The following is a 19,385-nucleotide window of genomic DNA, read 5'->3' on the forward strand; positions in this document are numbered from 1 at the left end:
GTACTTGTGTACCTGTACCTGCCAACTGGGCGATCACCTTACGGCAGGACCCTGGCCAACGCTTCCAGCGCCCCCGCCCAGGCGTGGTCCGGGGGTGTGCCGTAGCCCACGACGAGGGCGTCGACGGGCTCGGTCCGCGCGGCCTCGTGGCGGAAGAAGGACAGGCCGTTCAGGGCCAGGCCCTGCCAGGTGGCGGCCTGCACGACGGACGGTTCGGTACCGGGCGGCAGGCGCAGTACGGCGTGCAGTCCGGCGGCGATGCCGGTGACCCGGACCTGCGGGGCCCGGGTGGCGAGGGCGGAGACCAGGGCGTCGCGGCGGCGCCGGTAGCGCAGCCGGGCGGCGCGGAGGTGGCGGTCGTAGGCGCCGGAGCCGATGAACTCGGCGAGGGTCAGCTGGTCGAACGACCCGCAGGTGTCCGCCCCGCCCTTGGCCCGCGTCACCTCCTCCACCAGGCCGGGCGGCAGGACCAGCCAGGCCAGCCGGAGGCCGGGGGCCAGGGCCTTGCTCGCGGTGCCCAGGTAGACGACGTGGTCGGGGTCGAGGCCCTGGAGCGCGCCGACGGACTGGCGGTCGTAGCGGAACTCGCCGTCGTAGTCGTCCTCCAGGATCACGCCGCCGGTGCGCCGCGCCCAGTCCAGGACGGCCGCGCGCCGGTCGCGGTGCAGGGCGTCGCCCATGGGGAACTGGTGGGCGGGGGTGAGGAGGACGGCCCCGGGGCCGGTCAGCCCCGCCGGGTCGGTGCCGAGTTCGTCGAAGGGCAGGGGGACGGTGCCCAGCCCGGCCGCCGCCAGCAGGTTCCAGTGCACCTCGAGGCCGTACGACTCCACGGTGACGGTCCGCAGGCCGCGCGCCCGCAGGACCGCGCCGAGGAGTCCGAGGCCGTGGGTGAAACCGGCGCACACGACGATGCGCTCGGGATCGGCGCGTACGCCCCGGGCGCGCGCGAGGTAGCCCGCGAGCGCGGTACGCAGTTCCGTGCGCCCGCGCGGGTCGCCGTAGCCCAGGGCGTCGTGGGGCGCGGCGGTGAGGGCGCGGCGGGCGGCCTTGAGCCACTCGGCGCGGGGGAAGGAGGCGAGGTCGGGGGTGCCGGGGACCAGGTCGTAGACGGGGCGTGGGCGCTCGCGGCGGCGCGGGGCGGTGCCCGTCGGCGGCATCGCCCGGCCCTCGGCGACCCGGGTGCCGGAGCCCTGCCGGGCGGTGAGCCAGCCCTCGGCCACGAGGTCGGCGTAGGCCTCGGCGACCGTGTTGCGGGCGATGCCGAGGTCTGCCGCGAGGGAGCGGGAGGACGGCAGCCGGGTGCCCGGCGCGAGCCTGCCGGTGCGGACGGCCTCGCGCAGGGAGTCCGTCAGGCCTCGGCGCAGGCCCGGGCCGGTGGCGGGGTCCAGGTGGAGGTCGATGCCGAGCGAGCCGGAAGTGGCCCACGTTTCTGTCATGGAAATGGACCATACCCCTGGGCCTTTGTCCTCGTAGGGTCGGGGACATGACGACGACGACGGATCGCCCCGCCCCCGCTGAATACGCCCCCGAACACACCCCCCGCCTCCCCTGGGCCGAACTCGCCCCCGAGGTCTACAGGGCGATGGTCCGGCTCGACGCGGCCTCCCGGCGCGGGCTGGACGCGAAGCTGCTGGAGCTGGTGAAGGTGCGGGCCTCGCAGCTGAACCGGTGTGCGCTCTGTCTCGACATGCACAGCAAGGACGCGCTGGCGGCCGGGGAGAGCGTCGAGCGGATCATTCAGCTCGGCGCGTGGGAGGAGTCGGCGCACTTCTACACCGAGAAGGAGCTGGCGGCGCTCGCGCTGACGGAGGCGGTGACCGTGCTGACCGACGGATTCGTGCCGGACGAGGTGTACGAGAGGGCCGCCGCGCACTTCGAGGAGACGGAGCTGGCGCAGCTGATCGCCGCGATCACGGTGATCAACGCCTGGAACCGGTTCGGCGTGACCTGCCGGATGGCGCCGGGCCACTACCAGCCGGGGCAGCACGGGTGACGGCGGCCCGGGAGCGGACCAAAACCGAGGCGTTCCGCGCGCTGCACCACGGGCGGGCGCCCGGCGATCCGCTGGTCCTGCCGGGCCCGTGGGACGTGGCGAGCGCGCGGGCGCTGGCGGCGGCCGGGTTCCCGGCGCTGTCCACCCCCAGCGCGGGCGTCGCCGCCTCCCTCGGCTACCGGGACGGCGAGACCCCGGCCGACGAGATGTTCGCGGCGGTGGCCAGGATCGCGCGGTCCGTGGACGTGCCGGTGGCGGCGGACGTCGAGGACGGGTACGGGCTCGCGCCGACGGAGCTGGTCGAGCGGCTGCTGGCGGCGGGCGCGGTCGGCTGCAACCTCGAGGACTCCGCCGACGGCGTCCTCAAGGACCCCCGGGAACACGCGGGTTGGCTGGCCGAGGTACGGGCCGCCGCCGGGGACCGCCTCTTCGTCAACGCGCGGATCGACACCTTCGTCCGCGGGGTCACCGACCCGGACGCGGCCATCGAGCGGGCCGCGTTGTACGTCGCAGCGGGCGCCGACTGCGTGTATCCGATCGGCGCCCCCGGCGACGTACTGCCGCTGCTGCGGGCCGGGATCCAAGGGCCGCTCAACGCCGTCGCGCGGCTGGACGGCGAGGGCCCCTCGCCCACCGCACTCGGGGAACTCGGGGCCACACGCGTCACGTTCGGGCCCGGGCTGCTGCACAGGACGACGGCCGCCCTCCGGGAGATCGCCGCCAACCTGCGGTAGCGCGGGCCTCCGCCTCAGTCCAGCCAGGCGCTCTCCCCGCACGGGTGGTACGGCGGGCAGAAGTGGTCGAGCGCCGTGCGCAGCAGTTCGCGCTCGTCGTCGCGGCCGTCGGCGTCGGGGCCGTAGGCGGCGAGGGCGTAGAGCTTGCCGTCCGCGGCCTCGAAGCGTTCGTCGACGACGTGCCAGGGGCCGATGTCGGGCTCGCCCTTGATGGCGTCGGCGAGGTACTCGAGCCGGGAGCCGGTGTAGTCGCCGTCGTCGAGGCGTTCCAGGGACAGCTCCTCGAAGCCGTCCGCCTTCGGGGTCTCGTCGGAGAGGAAGAGTTCGAAGGACTCCTCGGGGGACGTCTCCGCCACCTCGAACACCTGGAGCCGCCGTTCACCGTCGGCGCTGCGGTAGTTGACGACGTCCATGCCGTACTGGGAGTCGATCGCCTCGCGCGTCCAGCCCAGCGGGCGGGCGACGGTGAAGCCCTCGGCGTCGTCGTACAGCTCGTAGCCCGCGGGGACCTCGGCGGAGGGGGACGGGGACGACGCCTTTGGTGTCGGGGTGTCCGACGGCGGCGCGGTGCTCGGCGGCGGCCCGCTGCTCGGCGGCGCGGCGGTGGCCTTCCCGTCGTCCGTCGCCTCGCCGCTGCCGCTGTTCCCCTCCCCGTCTCCGTTCCCGACGACCAGGGTCAGCACCAGCGCCAGGGCCGCCCCGGCCACCGCCGCGCCGCCGAGCACCGTCCCCAGGGTCCGGCGGCTGAACCCACCGCGGCCCGGCCGGGGCAGCTCGGGGTTCGACCAGCCACCGTCCGGCCCCGCGACGGGTGCGAAGTCCGGAGGCGGCGGAGGCACGGGCGACGGCGGTACGGCGGGCGGGACCGGCGCCCCGCCACGGCTCTCCCACCGCTGGGCGTCCTCGTTCCAGTACGGCTGTCCCCCGCTCATCGTGAACGCCTCACATCCCCAGCAGCCCGGCCACCGCCCCGGCCGACGCGAACAGCGTCAGCACGGTCTGGGCCTCCTCCAGCAGTTCCCGCAGCCGCTGCCGACGGCTCTGTGCGGCCGTACCCGTGCGGTCGATCTCCTCCTCGGTCTCCGCGAGGGCCTCGTCCAGCCGCGCGGTCTGCTCGCTCTCCCGCAGCCGGGCGAGGTCCGCGCGGAGTTCCCGTACCGCCTTCAGCAGTTCCTCGGCGTCGGCGTCGCGGGCCGTACCCGGGGCGGTGTTGTGGGTCTCCGCGTGCCCGTGGCTGCCGAAGGCGAAGGCGGAGTTGTCCGCGCGTCCGATGTGGATGCCGGGAGGCGGCTCACTTGCTGCCATCGCTGGAGGATCCCTTCTGCGGCCCGGGGCCGCTGTTCGTGGTGGTGGAGCGGGCGTGCTCGCCGAAGGCGAAGGCGGAGTTGTCGGCGCGGCCGATGTGCACGGCGCCGTTGCTGACGTTGACGATCTTCTGGACGAACTCACCGGTCTCGTAGCCCGCCTCGGCCAGCGCCAGCCGCACCCCGCGCCCGATGCGGTCCTGGATGGAGCGCAGGTAACGGGCGACGTCCATCTCCTGGAAGGTGGACCCGTAGGGCACCGAGGCCAGCTCGCGCACGGAGACGGCGGGCCCGTCGGGCAGCGCGCCCGAGTGGCCGCCGGTCAGCAGCCGCCAGCCGTAGCGCACACCGCGGCCGAGGGTGACCAGCGAGCGGCCCGCGGAACCCGGCACCAGCGAAACGGCCGTCAGCGCCTTGCCGAGCCTGCTGTTGTGGCGGAACCGGTGGGAGGCGCGGTCGGCGTCCTTGAAGTCCGGGCGGATCGGGGTCAGCACATGCGGGGCGATCTCCAGCATGAGCATGCGGCCCTGGGTGTGGATGCGGACGAAGACGGTGACGACCAGCTCCTCCTCCCAGCCGCCGACCCGGATGCGCAGGAAGTGCCGCCGCTTCTCACCGCCCTCCTCCACGGCGCGCGCCCGGTGCTGCTCGAACTCCTGCGGGGAGTAGGGGGCCTGGTCGCGCCGGAGCAGCCCCTCGGCGGGCAGGAACACGCACTCGTCGATCTCCAGCCGCCGCAGCCGGTCCCGCACCCCGGGCCCCGCGAACTCGGCGGGCACCCGCAGCTGTTCGAGCAGCGGACGGATCCGCTCCAGGATCGCCCGGTTGCTCAGCGGCTGCTGGGTGGCGTCCTCGTCCGGCCGCAGTTCGACGGCGAGCACCCAGGTGTCGTACGCCGTGCCCGCCCCGCGGAACGGCGCCGCCTCGTGGTACATGACCAGCGGCGCGTGCTGCTCCAGGCGGATACGGTGCATCATCCGCCGGAACCGCTGCCCCTCGGCCCGCTCGGCGGGGTCGCCCGCCGCGTCCGGGAAGCGCTGCGGGGAGAGTTCGGCGGCGAGGGCGCGGGCGAACTGGCTGCGCTGGGCGGAGACGCAGAGCGCGACGAGCGCGAGCACGCCGAGCGCCATCCAGGCCTGCCACGGCTCGATCACCTCGGTGAGGTCGTCGACGGCGGGCACCACCAGGTCCTCGACGTTCAGCGACTCGGGGTCGCTGAGGCCGTAGGGGTCGTACGACTCGTAGGAACCGTACGACGAGCCGTACCCGGAGTCGTCGTCCGGGCCGCCGCCGAAGGCGATGGCGACGGTGAGGACGAGGTAGAGCGCGACCAGGACGCGGCCCCACCAGCGCGTGAGGAAGGCGGCGGCCCTCCGGTACAGGGGCGGCTGTTCGCCCCGGCCCCTGATCCAGGGCGCGACGGCGAGCAGCAGGCTGGGCCAGAGCAGTCCGGCCAGCAGCCAGCCGCTGAGCGGGAGGCCCACGATCCACAGGCCGAGCACGGCGGCGGCCCAGAGCTGTTCCTGCCTGCGGGCGCGCAGCGCGTGGGCGAGGACCCGCGCCGCGTCGAAGCCGAGCGACGGCGCCACGACCCGCTGCTCGTCGAGGTACAGCTCGTCGATCACGCGGTCCCGGTAGCCGGAGTCCAGGTAGGCCCCCGCGCACATCAGCCGGGTGGCCTCACTGGCGTGCGGCAAAGTCGGCGGGGGCTCCGGTGGCGCCTCCGGGTTGGACTGCTGTGGCACGTGCGCGGTACTCACGCCATTCCCCCGATACGACGACAGTTGACGGCGCATCAGCATAGGAGAGATGGGGGGACCTGTCGCCGACGTATTGCCAGACTCGGTTCTTTGACTAAAGTCAAAGACCGTGAAGTCCAAGAGCGTGCAGTCGAACAGCGTGCAGTCCAAGAGCGTGCAGTCCAAGAGCGTGCAGTCGAAGAACGCGCAGTCGAAGAACGCGCGGCCTCCCGCACCGGGCACACCGGCCCCTCCCCCCTCCCCCCACCCGGACCACGTCACCGCCTTCCGCCGCTTCAACCGCTACTTCACCCGCCGTATCGGCGCCCTCGACGACCACTACCTCGGCCAGGACCGCCCGCTCGGCGAGGCCCGGCTGCTGTTCGAGACCGCCGGGAGCGCGCGGGGCGTCTCCCTGCGTGAGCTGCGCGCCCGGCTCGGCCTGGACGCCGGGTACCTGAGCCGGATGACGAAGGCGCTCCAGGCCCAGGGCCTGGTCACCCTCGCCCCCGACCCGCGCGACAACCGGCTGCGCGTGATCACGCTCACCCCGGCCGGGCACGCCGAGGTCAGGGAGCAGAACCGGCGCTCCGACGCCCTGGTGGCGGGCCTGCTCGACGGCCTGACCGCGGCCCAGCGCGCCCAGCTGACCGACGCCATGGCCACCGCCCAGCGGCTGCTGCGCCTGGCCTCGATCACCGTCCGCCGGGTCGACGGCGGCGCCGCCGACGCCCGTGCCTGCCTCGACGCCTACGCGGCCGACATCGACGAGCGGTTCCCGGAGGGCTTCGACCCGTCCGACCTGGTACGGCCCGAGGAGGTCTCGGGCGACGCGGGCGTGTTCCTCGTGGCGTACGAGGAGGGCGCGCCGGTGGGGTGCGGGGCGCTGCGGCGGCTGGCGCCCGGCGTCGGCGAGATCCGGCACGTCTGGGTGGACCCGGCCGCCCGCCGCCTGGGCCTGGCCCGCCGCGTCCTGGGCGAGCTGGAGCGGGCGGCCGTCGCACGGGGCCTGGACGTCGTACGACTGGACACGCACGCCTCGCTCACCGAGGCGCAGGCGATGTACCGGGCGTGCGGGTACCGGGAGATCCCGGCGTACTCGGACCATGTCTACGGGGCGCACTGGTTCGAGAAGCGGCTGGGCGACGGCGTCTGACCGGACACAATTGCCCTTGACGGCAGGAAAGTTGGGCGTCACGGGCATCACCGTCACGGGTGTTCCGACACAATGTGATCGTGTCCACCGCCTTGAACGCAGAGTTAGACGACGGTACGCCGGTCAGGTTCCTGATCGCTCCGGCGACGGCCGCCGCCGCACGCGGCTCCGACGACGGTCTCCCCGAGGGCATGGGCCGGGCCGTGCCCGTGGCCACCGGCGGGACCGTCGTCGCCGGTCTGGCGGCCGGTGCCCTGCGCGCCGCCCTGCGGCCACTCGCCCCACTGCTGACGGAGGTGCACCACGCGGCCACCGCCGTACCGGAACCGCCCACCGAACTGAGCGTGACCTTCGGCGTCCAGATCGGGCAGGACCTCAAGCTGGGGATCGTCGGCGGCAACGGCCAGGCCCACCTCACCGTCACCGCCAGCTGGAACCCCACCGGCGGCGCCACGGCCGAGGGCTCACCGGGTGGCACGACGGCCGCCGGTCCGGTCCCGGCCGCGGGCTAGCCGTGGGCTGGTTCACCGAACCGAGGCGACTCGACCACGCTCCGGCGTTCCACACCGTGTCCGTCGTCGGACCGACGGGGAAGGCGTGGTCGGGCGCGGGTTTCCTGCTCGCCGACGACACCGTGCTGACCTGCGCGCATGTGGTCAACGACGCTCTCGGCAGACCCATGTTCGAGGCGCGGGCGCCGGGGCCCGAGGAGCTTCAGGTGGTGATCCGGCTGCCGCACGCGGCGAACGTGCGGCGCCCCGCGCGGGTGGCCCACTGGATCCCGCCACGCGCCGAGGACGGCGGGCCGGTGCCCGACGGCGCCCACGAATGGCTCGGCGACCTGGCCGTCCTGCGGGTGGACATACCCCCCGGCAAGCGCGCGGTGCCACCCCTGCGCGCCCCGCTGCGGCTCGGCCAGGAGGTGCGGGTGTGGCACGCCAGCGGGCAGGAGGCGACGTTCGCGGATCTGAAGGTCAAGACGGACGACGGCCCCATCGCCTATCTCGACGGCGAGGCCACCGGCATGTCCGTCGGCCCCGGCTACAGCGGCGGCCCCCTGTGGTGCCCCGCCGACATGGCGATCGTCGGCCTGGTCGCCGCGCACTTCATGCCGCCCGCCGACGGCGTCACCGGAGCGCCCCACCCGCACAGCCCGCAGCATCTGATCCGGCGCAGCTGGGGCATCCCCTGGCAGCGCGTCGAGGCGGAACTGCGCGCCGCCGGTGCCCTGGAGCCGGAGGACGCGGCACCGGTCGCCACCGACGATCCGGCGTACGTCCTGCTGGTGGCCGCGATCGCCGACGCGCTGCCCACCGCCTCCCACCGCGGCGACGTGGCCCGGCGGCTCGCCGAGGGATGCGGCGTCGGGCACGGCGGCGATGTGATCCCGCCCAGCGTGGAGGAGGTCGCGGCCTTCCTCCTCACCCATCCGCGGGCGCTGCCGGTGCTGACCGAACTGCTGCGGCGGGCGGAGCGCGAGGTGGTCCAGCGGCTGCTGGTCGCCGGGCGGCTCTCCCCTGTGCCGCGGCTGCTGTCCCCCGGCGAACACCATCTGCTGCACCAGTTGCTGCGCTCCTTGGACCGTTCGGTCCTGGACCGGTTCGGTGAGGTGGTGCGCGCGGCGTTGCCGCTGGTGGCGGCCTTCCCCGGCGGTGACACGCTGGACGCGCTGCTCGACCACCTGGAGACGCTGTCCGGCGACGGCCGCTCCGAGGACGGCGAGCCCCGGGTCCCGGCGCTGCTGCGGGTCATGGAGTACGTCGGCGTGCTGTGCACCCCGGCCCAGCGCGCGGGACTGCGGCTGTGGGCGGACGGGGTGGCCGCGCGGCTGGGCATCCCCCGCTCCGCGCTCGCCGAGCGGCGTTCGGACGCGCAGGAGTGGGTGCGGGTGATCCGGCACCGGTCCGCCCGCGCCCGGGTCCTGGTCCATGTGACCCGGGCCGAGCCGGGGCGGCACCGGCTGCGGATCTGGTGCGACGAGGGCGCGGGCCCGCGCCAGGTGTCGACGGACACCTCCGTGTCGTACTCGGCGCAGGAGGGCGCGCAGGAGCTGCTGCGGGTGCTGGAGTCGCTGCGGCCGTCCACGGGGGACGGGCGGCGCCCGCTGGTGGAGGTGCTGGTGGACCGCACCAGCCTCAACCTGCCGGTCGACGAGTGGGAGGGGCAGGCGCCGGGCGAGATCGTGCCCGGTGTGCTGGGGGTGGAGTTCCCGCTGGTCGTGCACTGCCCGGAACTGCTGCGCCGCCACGAGCGTTTCCTCCCCGACTGGCGGCGCCGCTGGAGCCTGCTCGACTCGGGGTCCACGCTGGTCGTCTCGGACGCCTCCTCCGACCCGAACCAGGTCTACTACGAACTGATGGACCGCCTCGACACGGTCCGCGTCTCCGTGGACGCCGCGCCCGGTCTGCGCGACCGCGTCGTGCAGATCTGCCTCGCGATGGGCATCCCCGTCGTCGTGTGGGACCGGGGCCGCGGCAGCGGTCATGTGGTGAAGCGGCTGGCGGAGGTGGCCACCAGGGAACTGCCCGACGGGGTCCGCTCCTACCGCGCCAACACGATGATCCGGCCACTGGAGTACACCGGGCGCCCGGTCCTCGCCTGGGCCGACGCCGACCGCACCGTGCCCCGCCTGCACCTGACCGAACCCCAGGAGGGCCCATGACCCCGGCCGCCGAAGACGACTGGCGTCTGTTCCGCGGCGACGGTACGCGCCGTGCCGTCACCCTGCCGCCCGCCCCGCCGTGGCGCCGGTTCGCGCCGTCCGCCGCCGGGCACGCCGAACAGCCGTACCTGATCGAGACGAAGCACGCCAACGTCGTCAACGCCGCCCTGCATCTGCGCCGTCCGCTGCTCGTCACCGGACCGGCCGGGACCGGCAAGTCGTCGCTGGCGCGGGCGCTCGCCCACGAGCTGGGGCTGGGCGAGCTGCTGCGCTGGCCGATCAACAGCCGCTCCACCGTGCGGGAGGCGCTCTACCAGTACGACGCGATCGCGCGGCTGCGGGAGACCACGCTCAGCCGGGACCGCGAGGAAGAGGAACCGGCCATCGGTACGTTCATCCGGCTGGGCCCGCTCGGCACCGCGCTGGTGGGGACCGCGCGGCCACGCGCCCTGCTCATCGACGAGATGGACAAGGGCGACGTGGATCTGCCGAACGACCTGCTGACCGTCTTCGAGGACGGCGTCTTCGACATCGCGGAGCTGACCCGGCTGCCCGAGGACGTCACGGACGTGGAGGTGCAGACCGCCGACCACGGCAGCACGGTCCGGGTCCACCGGGGGCGTGTCCAGTGCGAGGAGTTCCCCGTCGTCGTCATCACCAGCAACGGTGAACGCGACTTCCCGCCCGCCTTCCTGCGCCGCTGCATCCGCCTCCATCTGCCGGTGCCCGACGAGGAGCGGCTGCGTGCCATCGTCGCCGCCCACCTCGGCGAGGACGCCCTGCGCGAGGCGGACGACCTGCTGGAGGCCTTCCTGCGCCGCCGCGCCCCCGGCGAACTCGCCACCGACCAGCTCCTCAACGCCGTCTTCCTGCGCACCGGCGGCATCGACCTGACCGCGGACGGCCTCCTCGACGCCGTCCTCCACCAGCTCACCAGCGCCCTGTGACCGCCCCGCGCCGCACACCCGCGAGCCGCCCCGAGGCGCGCCGGTCACGGGCGGGACGGGCCGTCGCGCGCGGGCGGTGGGAGGTGTCGTGAGCGAGGGCGGCGGGGCGCGGCTCGGGGACGTGCTGCGGGTGTTGCGGGCCTGCGGGCGGGAGCTGGACGCCGATCAGGTGCTGGACGTGCTGTGGCTCGCACGCCGACTGCCGGGAGGGGACGCCGCGCCACTGCACGAGGGGCTGCGCCCCGCTCCCCCGGCGCCGCCCGAGCCGACGCCCGCCGCGCCCGAGCAGGAGACCGTACGGCCGCCCGCGCCGGAGCCGGACGACGAGGGCCTGCCCGACCTCACCCCGTCGTCGCTGTACGCGGCGGCCCGCGAACCGGCCCCCGAGTCGCGGCCCGCACCGGCGCGACCGGCGGAGACCCGCGCGGCGGAGACGCGGCAGGCGATGCCCGTGCGGGTGCCGGAGGGCAAGGCGCTGCCCGACGAACTGGCCCTCGGCCGTGCCCTGCGGCCGTTGCGGCGTCGGCACCGCAGCCGTCACCGGTTCGAGTTGGACGAGGAGCTGACGGCCGCGGAGCTGGCCGAGACCCGGGTGCCCGACGTGGTCCTGCGCCCGGTGCAGGAACGCTGGCTGCACCTGGTGCTCCTGGTCGACGACGGCCTGTCGATGCTGCTGTGGCACCGGCTCGCCGCCGAACTGCGCACCCTGCTGGAGCGCTTGGGCGCCTTCGCCTCCACCCGCGTCCACGGCCTGGACACCCGCGACGCCCGCGCCCCCCGGCTGCACACCCGCCCGTTCGACCCGGACACCCAGCCCGTCCCGACGACGACGGTCAACGACCCGAACGGCCGCACCCTGGCCCTGGTCGTCACCGACGGCATGGGAGCGGCCTGGCGCCACGAGCCGCTGTACGAGCTGCTGCGCGCCTGGTCGGAGCGGGGCCCGGTGGCGCTGCTGCACACCCTGCCCCCGGAGATGTGGGAGTCGTCCGGGGTGCACGCCGAGCGCTGGCAGGCGACGACGCGCCACATCGGCGGCGCCAACACCTCCTGGAAGATCACCGACCCGGTGCTGCCGCCGCAGCTGGCCCGTTTCGACGGCGTCCCGGTGCCGGTGCTCGAGCCCACCGCCGGGGCGCTGGGCGACTGGGCGTGGCTGCTGGCCTCGCCGGGCACCACGATGGAGCTGCCGCTGCTGGCGCGGCCGAGCCGCCATGCCGCCGTGACCGACGCCCGGGGCCTGCGCAGCGCCCAGCACTTCCGGGACGCGGCGACCCCGGAGGCGTACCGGCTGGCCGCGCATCTGGCGGCCGTGTCGCCGCTGTCGGTGCCGGTGATGCGGCTGGTGCAGTCGGCCGTGCCCTGGCCGGCGCGGACCGCGCATCTCGCGGAGGTGTTCCTCGGCGGGCTGCTGCGCCCGCACCCGGCGCCGGTGCCCGGCCCGCTGCCCGCCAAGCACCTGGTATTCGACTTCGTCGAGGACTCCAAGACGGTGCTGCTCGACGCCGTCCCCCAGGCCGAACTGCTCGGTACGAGCCGTACGATCGGCCGCCGCCTGGAGCAGCTGGCGGGCCATTCACCGGACTTCCCGGCCTGGCTCAGCCACCCGGACGGCGCCGCCGAACTACCGGGCACGCACCGCCCGTTCACCACGGTCGAGCGGCGCCTGCTGAGCCGGTTCGGGGTGTCGGACGGACGCCGCGACGGCGGCCCGGAGCCCGGCGGCACGGCCCCGGAACTGCCCGACGACGACTGGGCGCCGCTCACCGATGGCGACCCGGCCCGCCTGGGCCCGTACGAGCTGCGCGGGCGGCGGCGGGGGCGCCGCACGATGGTGTACCGGGGCGTGGACGAGCACGGCAACCGCGTCGTGGTGCGCACCCCGCGCCCCGATCTGCCCGCCGTCAACGCCCGGCTGATCGAGGTGGAGGCCCGGGTCCTGGAGCGGCTGCACGGCCGGTACGCCCCCGTGCTGGTGGGGTACGAGCCGGACGGCAGTCCCCCGTGGGTCGCGATGGCCTCGATCGCCGACGAGGAGGCTCCGGACCGGCAGCCGCCGCGGCTGGCGGATCTGGTGGCACGGGCCGCCGAGGACGGCAGCGCGCCCTTCGACACCCTCGCCGGTCTGCTGGTCGCCTGGCATCTGGCGAGCGCGCTGAGCGTGTGTCACCTCAACGGCGTGGTGCTGGCCGACTTCAGCGCCGACAGCGTGTTCGTGCTGCGCCGCTCGGTGGTGCTCGGCGATCTGTCGGACAGCGCGGTCGACGGCCACTTCGAGGGCGCCGGTCCGCTCCCCACGGCCGCGGACAACGTGCGCGCGCTGGGCGAGCTGCTCCAACTGGTCAGCAGCAAGTCCGGGGTGAACACCCCCGGCCTGCCCGAGGGCATGCACCTGTGGCAGAGCGACAGCTGGGAGCGGCTGCGGCGGCTCGTGCTGCGCTGCCTCGATCCGGAACCGGCCGAGCGGCCCGCGCCCGGTGAGATCGCGGACCTCCTCGCCCGGTACATCGATCTGGCCCGCGCCGCCCGCGAGACGGCCTCGCCCCGCGCCCCGCAGCGTCCGGTGGCGCGCGTGCCGCGGGTGGCGCTGACCCCGCCTCCCGGCAAGGGCGCGCCCACGCCCGGCGCACTGCGGCTGGGCCGCTTCGGTGCCGCCCGGCGCCGGGCCGAGGCGCAGCTGGAACGGTTGCGGACCCCGCTGCGGCACGGCGTACGGCTGACCCTGCTCAGCGCCCACCCCAACAGCGGGCGGTCCACCACGACCGTCCTGCTCGGCTCGGTGCTGGCGGCGGCGCGCGGGGAGCCGGTCCTCGCCGTCGACGGCGCCCCCGACCAGGGCGACCTGCTGAACTTCGTCACCGGCAACCGGCTGCGGACCCTGGCGGGGTTGCGTGAGGTGGCCCGGCTGCCCGCGGGGGCGCCGTACGAGGAGATCCGCGCCCGTGCCACCCGGCTGCCGTCGGGGCTCCAGTTGCTCACGCACCGCAACCGGCAGGTCGTGCCCAGCCCGACACACCAGCAGGAGTACCCGCGGTTGCTGGCGCTGACCGATCCGTACTACGCGTTCGTGCTGACCGACTGGTCACCGGCGCGGCTGGACGCGTCCTCCTGGCTGGCGCTGGGGCTGACGGACCGGCTGGTGCTCTGCTGCGCGACGCTCGACCAGAACCTCGACGCCGCGGCGCGCACGCTGCGCGACCTGCGGGCGGACGAGCACCGGGCGCTCGCCGACGAGGTGGTCGTCGCGCTCGTCGACGTCCAGGGGGCGGGCGGCCGACAGCACGCCGAAGCGGCGCGGCGGCTGGGTGTGAACGCCCGCCGGGTGGTGCGCATCCCGTTCGACCTGACGGCGCCGGAGGCCGCCATGCGGGGTCTGGACCGGCTCCGCCCGGCCACCACGCGCGCGTACCTCGATCTCGCGGCGGCCGTCCTCGACCCCGGAACCGAGTGATCCCCGGACCGCGCGGGCGGCCGGGGATCGGCGGTGGTGCGATGGATCAGATGAGGCCGAGGCCGCGGACCGCCTCGCGCTCCTCCTCCAGCTCCTTGACGGAGGCGTCGATGCGGGCGCGGGAGAAGTCGTTGATCTCCAGGCCCTGGACGATCTCGTACTTGCCGTCCTCGCAGGTGACGGGGAAGGAGGAGATCAGGCCCTCCGGGACGCCGTAGGAGCCGTCGGACGGGATGCCCATGGAGACCCAGTCGCCGTCGGCCGTGCCGTTGACCCAGGTGTGGATGTGGTCGACGGCGGCGTTGGCGGCGGAGGCGGCCGAGGAGGCGCCGCGGGCCTCGATGATGGCGGCGCCGCGCTTGGCGACGGTCGGGATGAAGTCGTCGGCGAGCCACTTCTCGTCGTTGACGACCTCGGCGGCGTTCTTCCCCGCGACCGTGGCGTGGAAGATGTCGGGGTACTGGGTGGCGGAGTGGTTGCCCCAGATCGTCAGCTTCTTGATCTCGGAGACCGGGACGCCCGTCTTCTTCGCCAGCTGGGTCAGCGCGCGGTTGTGGTCCAGGCGGGTCATCGCGGTGAACCGCTCGGCCGGTACGTCCGGGGCGGCGGCCTGGGCGATCAGCGCGTTGGTGTTGGCCGGGTTGCCGACCACCAGGACGCGGACGTCGTCGGCGGCGTGGGCGTTGATGGCCTGGCCCTGCGGCTTGAAGATGCCGCCGTTGGCCTCCAGCAGGTCACCGCGCTCCATGCCCTTGGTGCGCGGGCGGGCGCCGACGAGGAGGGCGACGTTGGCGCCGTCGAAGGCCACGTTCGGGTCGTCGCTGATGTCGATGGACTGGAGCAGCGGGAACGCGCAGTCGTCCAGCTCCATCGCGGTGCCCTCGGCGGCCTTCAGGGCGGGGGTGATCTCCAGGAGGCGCAGCTTGACCGGCACGTCCGCGCCGAGCAGCTGGCCGGAGGCGATGCGGAAGAGCAGGGCGTAACCGATCTGGCCGGCCGCGCCGGTGACGGTGACGTTCACGGGAGTGCGGGTCATGGCGTTCTCCGTATGACAGCTGGCGGTGGGGCGTCCCTGCCCCGGGGGTCCGGATGATCGATCTCTTGGCGTCAAGAGATCTATCGGGCGTCAGGTTATCGCGCATCCGGTATCCCGCACGGCCGCCCCCGTGTGGCCCGTCCCACAGAGGGCCTATACGGCTGGGGGCCTGTGCGGCAGAGGGCCTATACGGCTGGGGACCTGTGCGGCAGAGGGCCCACACGGCAGGGCGCCTGTGCGGCAGAGGGCCCACACGGCAGGGCGCCTGTGCGGCAGAGGGCCCACACGGCAGGGCGCCTGTGCGGCAGAGGGACTGCGAACGAGGGAGCCCGCAGAAAAAGTGGCGGCCGCTCGTCCGGGAGAGGAGAGACGAAAGCGGCCGCCTGGGGGGTACCGACCGAGCCGGACTCCCGTGGGGGTACGGTTCGCGTGCCCTGGAACGGCGGGGCCATGCGTGACGCGTGCCGACATTTTCCGGGGCTACTGTGTGCAGCCCTCCTCGCCCGACCCCAGCGTCACACACGCCACCGCGTCCCCCGCGTCCTTCACCGCGACCATCGGCGTGTACGCGATGGTGTCCCCGGCCTCCGTGACGGACCCGTCCTGACGGGCCTTGCCCGCGGTCACCCGCACCTCGTCCCCGGGCGCGGCCTGCGTGATACGGCCCCAGGCGGCACCGCAGGTCTCGCTGTACCGGACCTCCAGCAGGGTCGTGCCGACGGTGACGCTCTGGGCGGTGGTGACGAGGTCGCCGCTGCAGCCCATGCTCTCCGCGTCCTTGCCGGTGCAGCTCTCGCCCCGGCACTTCACGCCGGGCGGCAGATCGGACTCGGTGGTGACGGTGGGCGTGGGGGTGGGAGTGGGGGCGGCCTCCTCGCCGTCCCCGCCGCGGTGGGTGAGCAGGTACGCCACGACGACCACGACCACCACACCGACGACCCCGGCCAGGAACATGCCGGTCCGCCGCCCGCCCGAACCACGGCGGCCGGTCGGCGCCGGACGGGCACCCCGCGGCGGCTCGCCGAAGCCACCCGCCACCGGCGTCGCGGGGGCAGGGGTGACGCCCGCCCTGCGTCCGCCCGCCCGGGACGGCCCGCTGTACCCGGCGACTCCCCACGAGTTGCCGCCCGCCGACGATCCGTCGGACGCGCCCTCGCGGGCGTCGGCGTCGGGCGCCGTGGGCTGGGGCGGGACCGTCGGGGCCACTCCCGCGGGCCCCGCGATCCCGGGGGTGGCGGTCACACCGCCCCCGTTGCGCGCCGCCTTGCCGCCCTTCGCCTTGGCCGGGGGCGGCCCGAACTCGCTGAGCGCGGCGCGCGCCTGCGAGATCCGTATCGCCTCCATGGTCATGTCGTGGCGCATCTCCGAGCGGCTCCAGGCCCGCTCAGCCAGCTCCCACATGGTGGTGAGGTGGACCGGGTTGGTGCCGGTGACCTCGGCGAGCGCGACGATGGCGCCCTTGGGCGCGAGCAGCCGTCCGTTGAGATAACGCTCCCAGGACGTCTTGCTGTAGCCGGTGCGGTCGGCGACCGCGGCGACGCTCAGGCCGCCGCGGTCCACCAGCCGTCGCAACTGGCTGGTGAACTCCCTGATCTGTGGATCGAGTTCATCCGGCAAGGCCTTCCAACGAGGCATTGCTTCCCCCTCTTCCCCCCGGTCGTGCTGGTTGTCGCCGCGCGGTCCCCCGCCCCAAGGGATGCGCCGGGTCAGGATCTCAGTTCCCGGGCCACGGGCACACCCCGCCTCCGCGAACCTGCCAATACATCGACACAACGGACGCACACCGGTGACCTCGGACATCCCGGCGGTGTTCCGCTCCCTCTTCCCTCCCTCATACGCAAGCGCGCCGAGGTCGTTTCAGGGAGTTGTGTCAGGGCGCGGACACCGTAGCGGAACGGTCACTTCCGTGCCACAGCGCCCGGACAGCCGTTGAACAGCCCGCTCCGGGCACGGAAGGGTGGGTCCCGGCGGCGGCCCGTCCTTACCCCGGGGGAGGGGACGGGTCGCCGTCTCGGTCCGCGAACGCGCGCGGGCTAACTGCTGACGGTGAAGTGCAGGGTGTCCTTGAGGAAGGGGATCTCCAGCAGCGGGTTGGGCTGCGCCATCATCGCCAGCAGGACGATGGTCAGGCCCAGGACGCCGTACGTGGCGATGTCGGTGAAGCGGGAGCGCACCGCGAGCATGCCGACGCCGGGCAGCAGCCAGCGCAGGACGGCGCCGCCCAGCAGCGCGAGGCCGACCAGCATGGTGCCGTAGCGGAACTGGTCCAGGGCGGTGAGCAGCAGTCCCGTACCGACCATCCCCAGCACGATCAGCATCGGCCACTGCCGTGCGGGCGCCGGGGCGGCGCCGGACGCGGCCCGGCCGCCGCCCTCGGGCCGCGCGGTGTCCCTGGTGAACAGCGGGAAGCGCCGGGTCACCCGCCGGGGCCTGCCCTCGGCGTCGGGCACGCTGATCGGGTCGGAGACGGTCAGCTCATCCTCGGGGACGTCGGCGGCCCCGGCCTCCGGCTCCGCGTCCCCGGCCCGCAGGCCCTCCGTCTCAGCCGACACTGCGCTCCGCCGCCTCGACCACGTTGACCAGCAGCTGGGCCCGGGTCATCGGACCGACACCGCCGGGGTTGGGGGAGATCCAGCCCGCCACCTCGGCGACGCCGGGGTGGACATCGCCGACGATCTTGCCCTCGGCGCTGCGCGAGACACCGACGTCGAGGACGGCGGCGCCCGGCTTGACGTCCTCGGGCCGCACGAGGTGGGCGGAGCCCGCGGCGGCCACGATGATGTCGGCCCGGCGCAGGTGGGACGACAGGTCGCGGGTGCCGGTGTGGCACTGGGTGACCGTGGCGTTCTCGCTGCGCCGGGTCAGCAGCAGCGGCATCGGACGCCCGATGGTCACGCCGCGCCCGACGACCACGACCTCGGCGCCCTTGATCTCGACGCCGTAGCGGCGCAGCAGGGTCAGCACGCCGTTCGGGGTGCAGGGCAGCGGGGCCGGTTCGTTCAGGACCAGACGGCCGAGGTTCATCGGGTGTAGGCCGTCCGCGTCCTTGTCGGGGTCCATCAGCTCGAGGACGCGGTTCTCGTCGATGCCCCTGGGGAGCGGGAGCTGCACGATGTAGCCGGTGCAGGCCGGGTCCTCGTTCAGCTCGCGCACGACCGCCTCGATCTCCTCCTGCGTCGCCGTGCCCGGCAGCTCCCGCTGGATGGAGGCGATGCCGACCTCGGCGCAGTCGCGGTGCTTGCCCGCCACGTACTTCTGGCTGCCGGGGTCGTCCCCGACGAGGATCGTGCCGAGGCCGGGCGTGACGCCCTTCTCCTTCAGCGCCGCCACGCGGGCGGTCAGATCGGACTTGATCGCGGCTGCGGTGGCCTTGCCATCGAGAATCTGGGCGGTCATGACCCCATCCTCCCGGATGACCGGCCTTCCGTTCCAATCCGGTCCCGCGCCGAGGCCGTACCGGGGCCGTACCGGGGCCGTGCCGACGTTGCGCTTGCACAACGCGCCGCCGATACGGCTGGACAAATTCGCGCGGCCTGAAGAACGATGAACGGCGCAATACCGCGGTTCATGTTCGGGGGGCAAACCGCTCAGATCGCTCAGATCGTGATGTTCCTCGTGCGACCCGCACCGTCCCCGACCACGCACCGGAGGAATGTCGCCATGAGTTTCGGCTCACCCAACAACCCGTACGGACAGCCGCAGAACCCCCAGCAGCCGGGCTACGGCGGCTACCCCCAGCAGGGCCAGCAGCCCCCCGGCTACGGCTACCCGCAGGCCCCCGGCGTCCCCCCGCAGGGCGGCTACGGCTACCCCGGCGGCCAGCCCCCGTACCCGGGCGGCCCCGACATGATGGGAGCGGGCCCGCGCGTGGCGTCCATGGGCCGCCGCTTCGGCGCCCGCGCGATCGACGCCGTGGCCTTCCTCGTCATCTACGCCGTCCTCGGCGCGCTCGGCGCCGTGGGCTCGTTCGCGGCGTTCGAGGACTGCGACCCGAACTCCGCGAACTACGACAGCTGCATGAACGACGCCGCCTCCGACTTCATCGGCTCGATGGGCGCCGTGATCGGCGCCATGGCGGTCATCGGCCTGCTCTACGAGTGGCTGCTGACCAGCATGCTGGGCGGCACCCTCGGCAAGCTCGCCGTGGGCATCCGCGTGGTGAACGTCAACACCGGCCAGAAGATCGGCCTGGGTTCCTCCTTCATACGGTGGATCATCCCGATCGTCGGCAGCCTGGCCTGCGGTATCGGTCAGCTGCTCGTCTACCTGTCCCCCTTCTGGGACAAGTCCGGCCGCCAGCAGGGCTGGCACGACAAGGCGGCCAGCACGATGGTCGTCCAGAACTGACCCTTCCGATCCACGA

16 protein-coding genes are annotated in these 19,385 nt (G+C 74.1%); 8 read left to right on the forward strand and 8 right to left on the reverse strand.

Annotated elements, in window-relative coordinates; translation table 11 throughout:
* Positions 1-38 precede the first annotated feature (38 nt).
* A complete protein-coding gene (locus ACFVQG_RS21430; protein WP_383385452.1) occupies positions 39-1,436 on the reverse strand; it encodes a PLP-dependent aminotransferase family protein in 1,398 nt (465 codons plus the stop codon).
* Between the two features lie 47 nt (positions 1,437-1,483).
* Between ACFVQG_RS21430 and ACFVQG_RS21435 the strand changes: the two genes are divergently transcribed.
* Together ACFVQG_RS21435 and ACFVQG_RS21440 are read left to right on the forward strand one after the other, a co-directional pair.
* Positions 1,484-1,993 carry a carboxymuconolactone decarboxylase family protein gene (locus ACFVQG_RS21435; protein ID WP_383385455.1) on the forward strand — a complete coding sequence of 170 codons (510 nt, stop codon included), beginning with the start codon at positions 1,484-1,486 and terminating at the stop codon, positions 1,991-1,993.
* Positions 1,990-2,727 carry an isocitrate lyase/phosphoenolpyruvate mutase family protein gene (locus tag ACFVQG_RS21440; RefSeq protein ID WP_383385457.1) on the forward strand — a complete coding sequence of 246 codons (738 nt, stop codon included), beginning with the start codon at positions 1,990-1,992 and terminating at the stop codon, positions 2,725-2,727. Before ACFVQG_RS21435 ends, ACFVQG_RS21440 begins: the two co-directional genes overlap by 4 nt.
* Before the next feature lie 14 nt (positions 2,728-2,741).
* On the opposite strand, the gene ACFVQG_RS21445 is transcribed toward ACFVQG_RS21440, so the two are convergent.
* Genes ACFVQG_RS21445 through ACFVQG_RS21455 form a run of 3 tightly spaced genes read right to left on the reverse strand, consistent with a single transcriptional unit; the run spans position 2,742 to position 5,791 of the window.
* Positions 2,742-3,659 carry a hypothetical protein gene (locus ACFVQG_RS21445; protein ID WP_383385460.1) on the reverse strand — a complete coding sequence of 306 codons (918 nt, stop codon included), beginning with the start codon at positions 3,657-3,659 and terminating at the stop codon, positions 2,742-2,744.
* Positions 3,660-3,669: 10 nt separating this feature from the next.
* Positions 3,670-4,032: a hypothetical protein gene (locus tag ACFVQG_RS21450; protein WP_383385463.1), complete on the reverse strand. Its 363-nt coding sequence runs from the start codon at positions 4,030-4,032 to the stop codon at positions 3,670-3,672.
* Positions 4,019-5,791, reverse strand: coding sequence for a hypothetical protein (locus ACFVQG_RS21455; protein ID WP_383385466.1), 1,773 nt, complete (start codon positions 5,789-5,791; stop codon positions 4,019-4,021). Before ACFVQG_RS21455 ends, ACFVQG_RS21450 begins: the two co-directional genes overlap by 14 nt.
* A gap of 298 nt (positions 5,792-6,089) precedes the next feature.
* Between ACFVQG_RS21455 and ACFVQG_RS21460 the strand changes: the two genes are divergently transcribed.
* The 5 genes from ACFVQG_RS21460 to ACFVQG_RS21480 all read left to right on the forward strand — a co-directional run bounded on the left by ACFVQG_RS21460 (position 6,090) and on the right by ACFVQG_RS21480 (position 13,986).
* A complete protein-coding gene (locus tag ACFVQG_RS21460) occupies positions 6,090-6,926 on the forward strand; it encodes a GNAT family N-acetyltransferase (protein WP_383385602.1) in 837 nt (278 codons plus the stop codon).
* Between the two features lie 80 nt (positions 6,927-7,006).
* On the forward strand, positions 7,007-7,438 hold the full coding sequence (locus tag ACFVQG_RS21465; protein WP_383385469.1) for a CU044_2847 family protein: 432 nt from the start codon (positions 7,007-7,009) through the stop codon (positions 7,436-7,438).
* A gap of 56 nt (positions 7,439-7,494) precedes the next feature.
* Complete coding sequence (locus tag ACFVQG_RS21470) at positions 7,495-9,588, forward strand: trypsin-like peptidase domain-containing protein (protein WP_383385472.1); 2,094 nt, start codon at positions 7,495-7,497, stop codon at positions 9,586-9,588.
* Positions 9,585-10,535, forward strand: a complete 951-nt coding sequence (locus tag ACFVQG_RS21475; protein ID WP_383385475.1) for an AAA family ATPase — start codon at positions 9,585-9,587, stop codon at positions 10,533-10,535. The genes ACFVQG_RS21470 and ACFVQG_RS21475 overlap by 4 nt, the downstream gene beginning before the upstream one ends.
* Positions 10,536-10,623: 88 nt before the next feature.
* Entirely contained in the window at positions 10,624-13,986 is a 3,363-nt protein-coding gene (locus tag ACFVQG_RS21480) for an SAV_2336 N-terminal domain-related protein (RefSeq protein ID WP_383385478.1), read from the forward strand.
* A 46-nt stretch (positions 13,987-14,032) separates the two neighbouring features.
* Here ACFVQG_RS21480 and ACFVQG_RS21485 read toward each other — a convergent pair whose 3' ends face one another.
* The 4 genes from ACFVQG_RS21485 to ACFVQG_RS21500 all read right to left on the reverse strand — a co-directional run bounded on the left by ACFVQG_RS21485 (position 14,033) and on the right by ACFVQG_RS21500 (position 18,418).
* Complete coding sequence (locus ACFVQG_RS21485) at positions 14,033-15,022, reverse strand: malate dehydrogenase (protein ID WP_383385481.1); 990 nt, start codon at positions 15,020-15,022, stop codon at positions 14,033-14,035.
* A 480-nt stretch (positions 15,023-15,502) separates the two neighbouring features.
* Positions 15,503-16,657, reverse strand: a complete 1,155-nt coding sequence (locus tag ACFVQG_RS21490) for a DUF2690 domain-containing protein (protein WP_383385484.1) — start codon at positions 16,655-16,657, stop codon at positions 15,503-15,505.
* 398 nt (positions 16,658-17,055) lie between these two features.
* The gene (locus ACFVQG_RS21495) at positions 17,056-17,553 is read right to left on the reverse strand and encodes a DUF3017 domain-containing protein (protein ID WP_383385605.1); all 498 of its coding nucleotides are present in this window, start codon (positions 17,551-17,553) and stop codon (positions 17,056-17,058) included.
* A gap of 10 nt (positions 17,554-17,563) precedes the next feature.
* Positions 17,564-18,418 carry a bifunctional methylenetetrahydrofolate dehydrogenase/methenyltetrahydrofolate cyclohydrolase gene (locus ACFVQG_RS21500; protein ID WP_383385487.1) on the reverse strand — a complete coding sequence of 285 codons (855 nt, stop codon included), beginning with the start codon at positions 18,416-18,418 and terminating at the stop codon, positions 17,564-17,566.
* A gap of 264 nt (positions 18,419-18,682) precedes the next feature.
* Between ACFVQG_RS21500 and ACFVQG_RS21505 the strand changes: the two genes are divergently transcribed.
* On the forward strand, positions 18,683-19,369 hold the full coding sequence (locus ACFVQG_RS21505) for an RDD family protein (protein WP_383385492.1): 687 nt from the start codon (positions 18,683-18,685) through the stop codon (positions 19,367-19,369).
* Positions 19,370-19,385 lie beyond the last annotated feature (16 nt).

Source organism: Streptomyces sp. NPDC057877 (assembly GCF_042796855.1).
Taxonomy (GTDB): Bacteria; Actinomycetota; Actinomycetes; order Streptomycetales; family Streptomycetaceae; genus Streptomyces.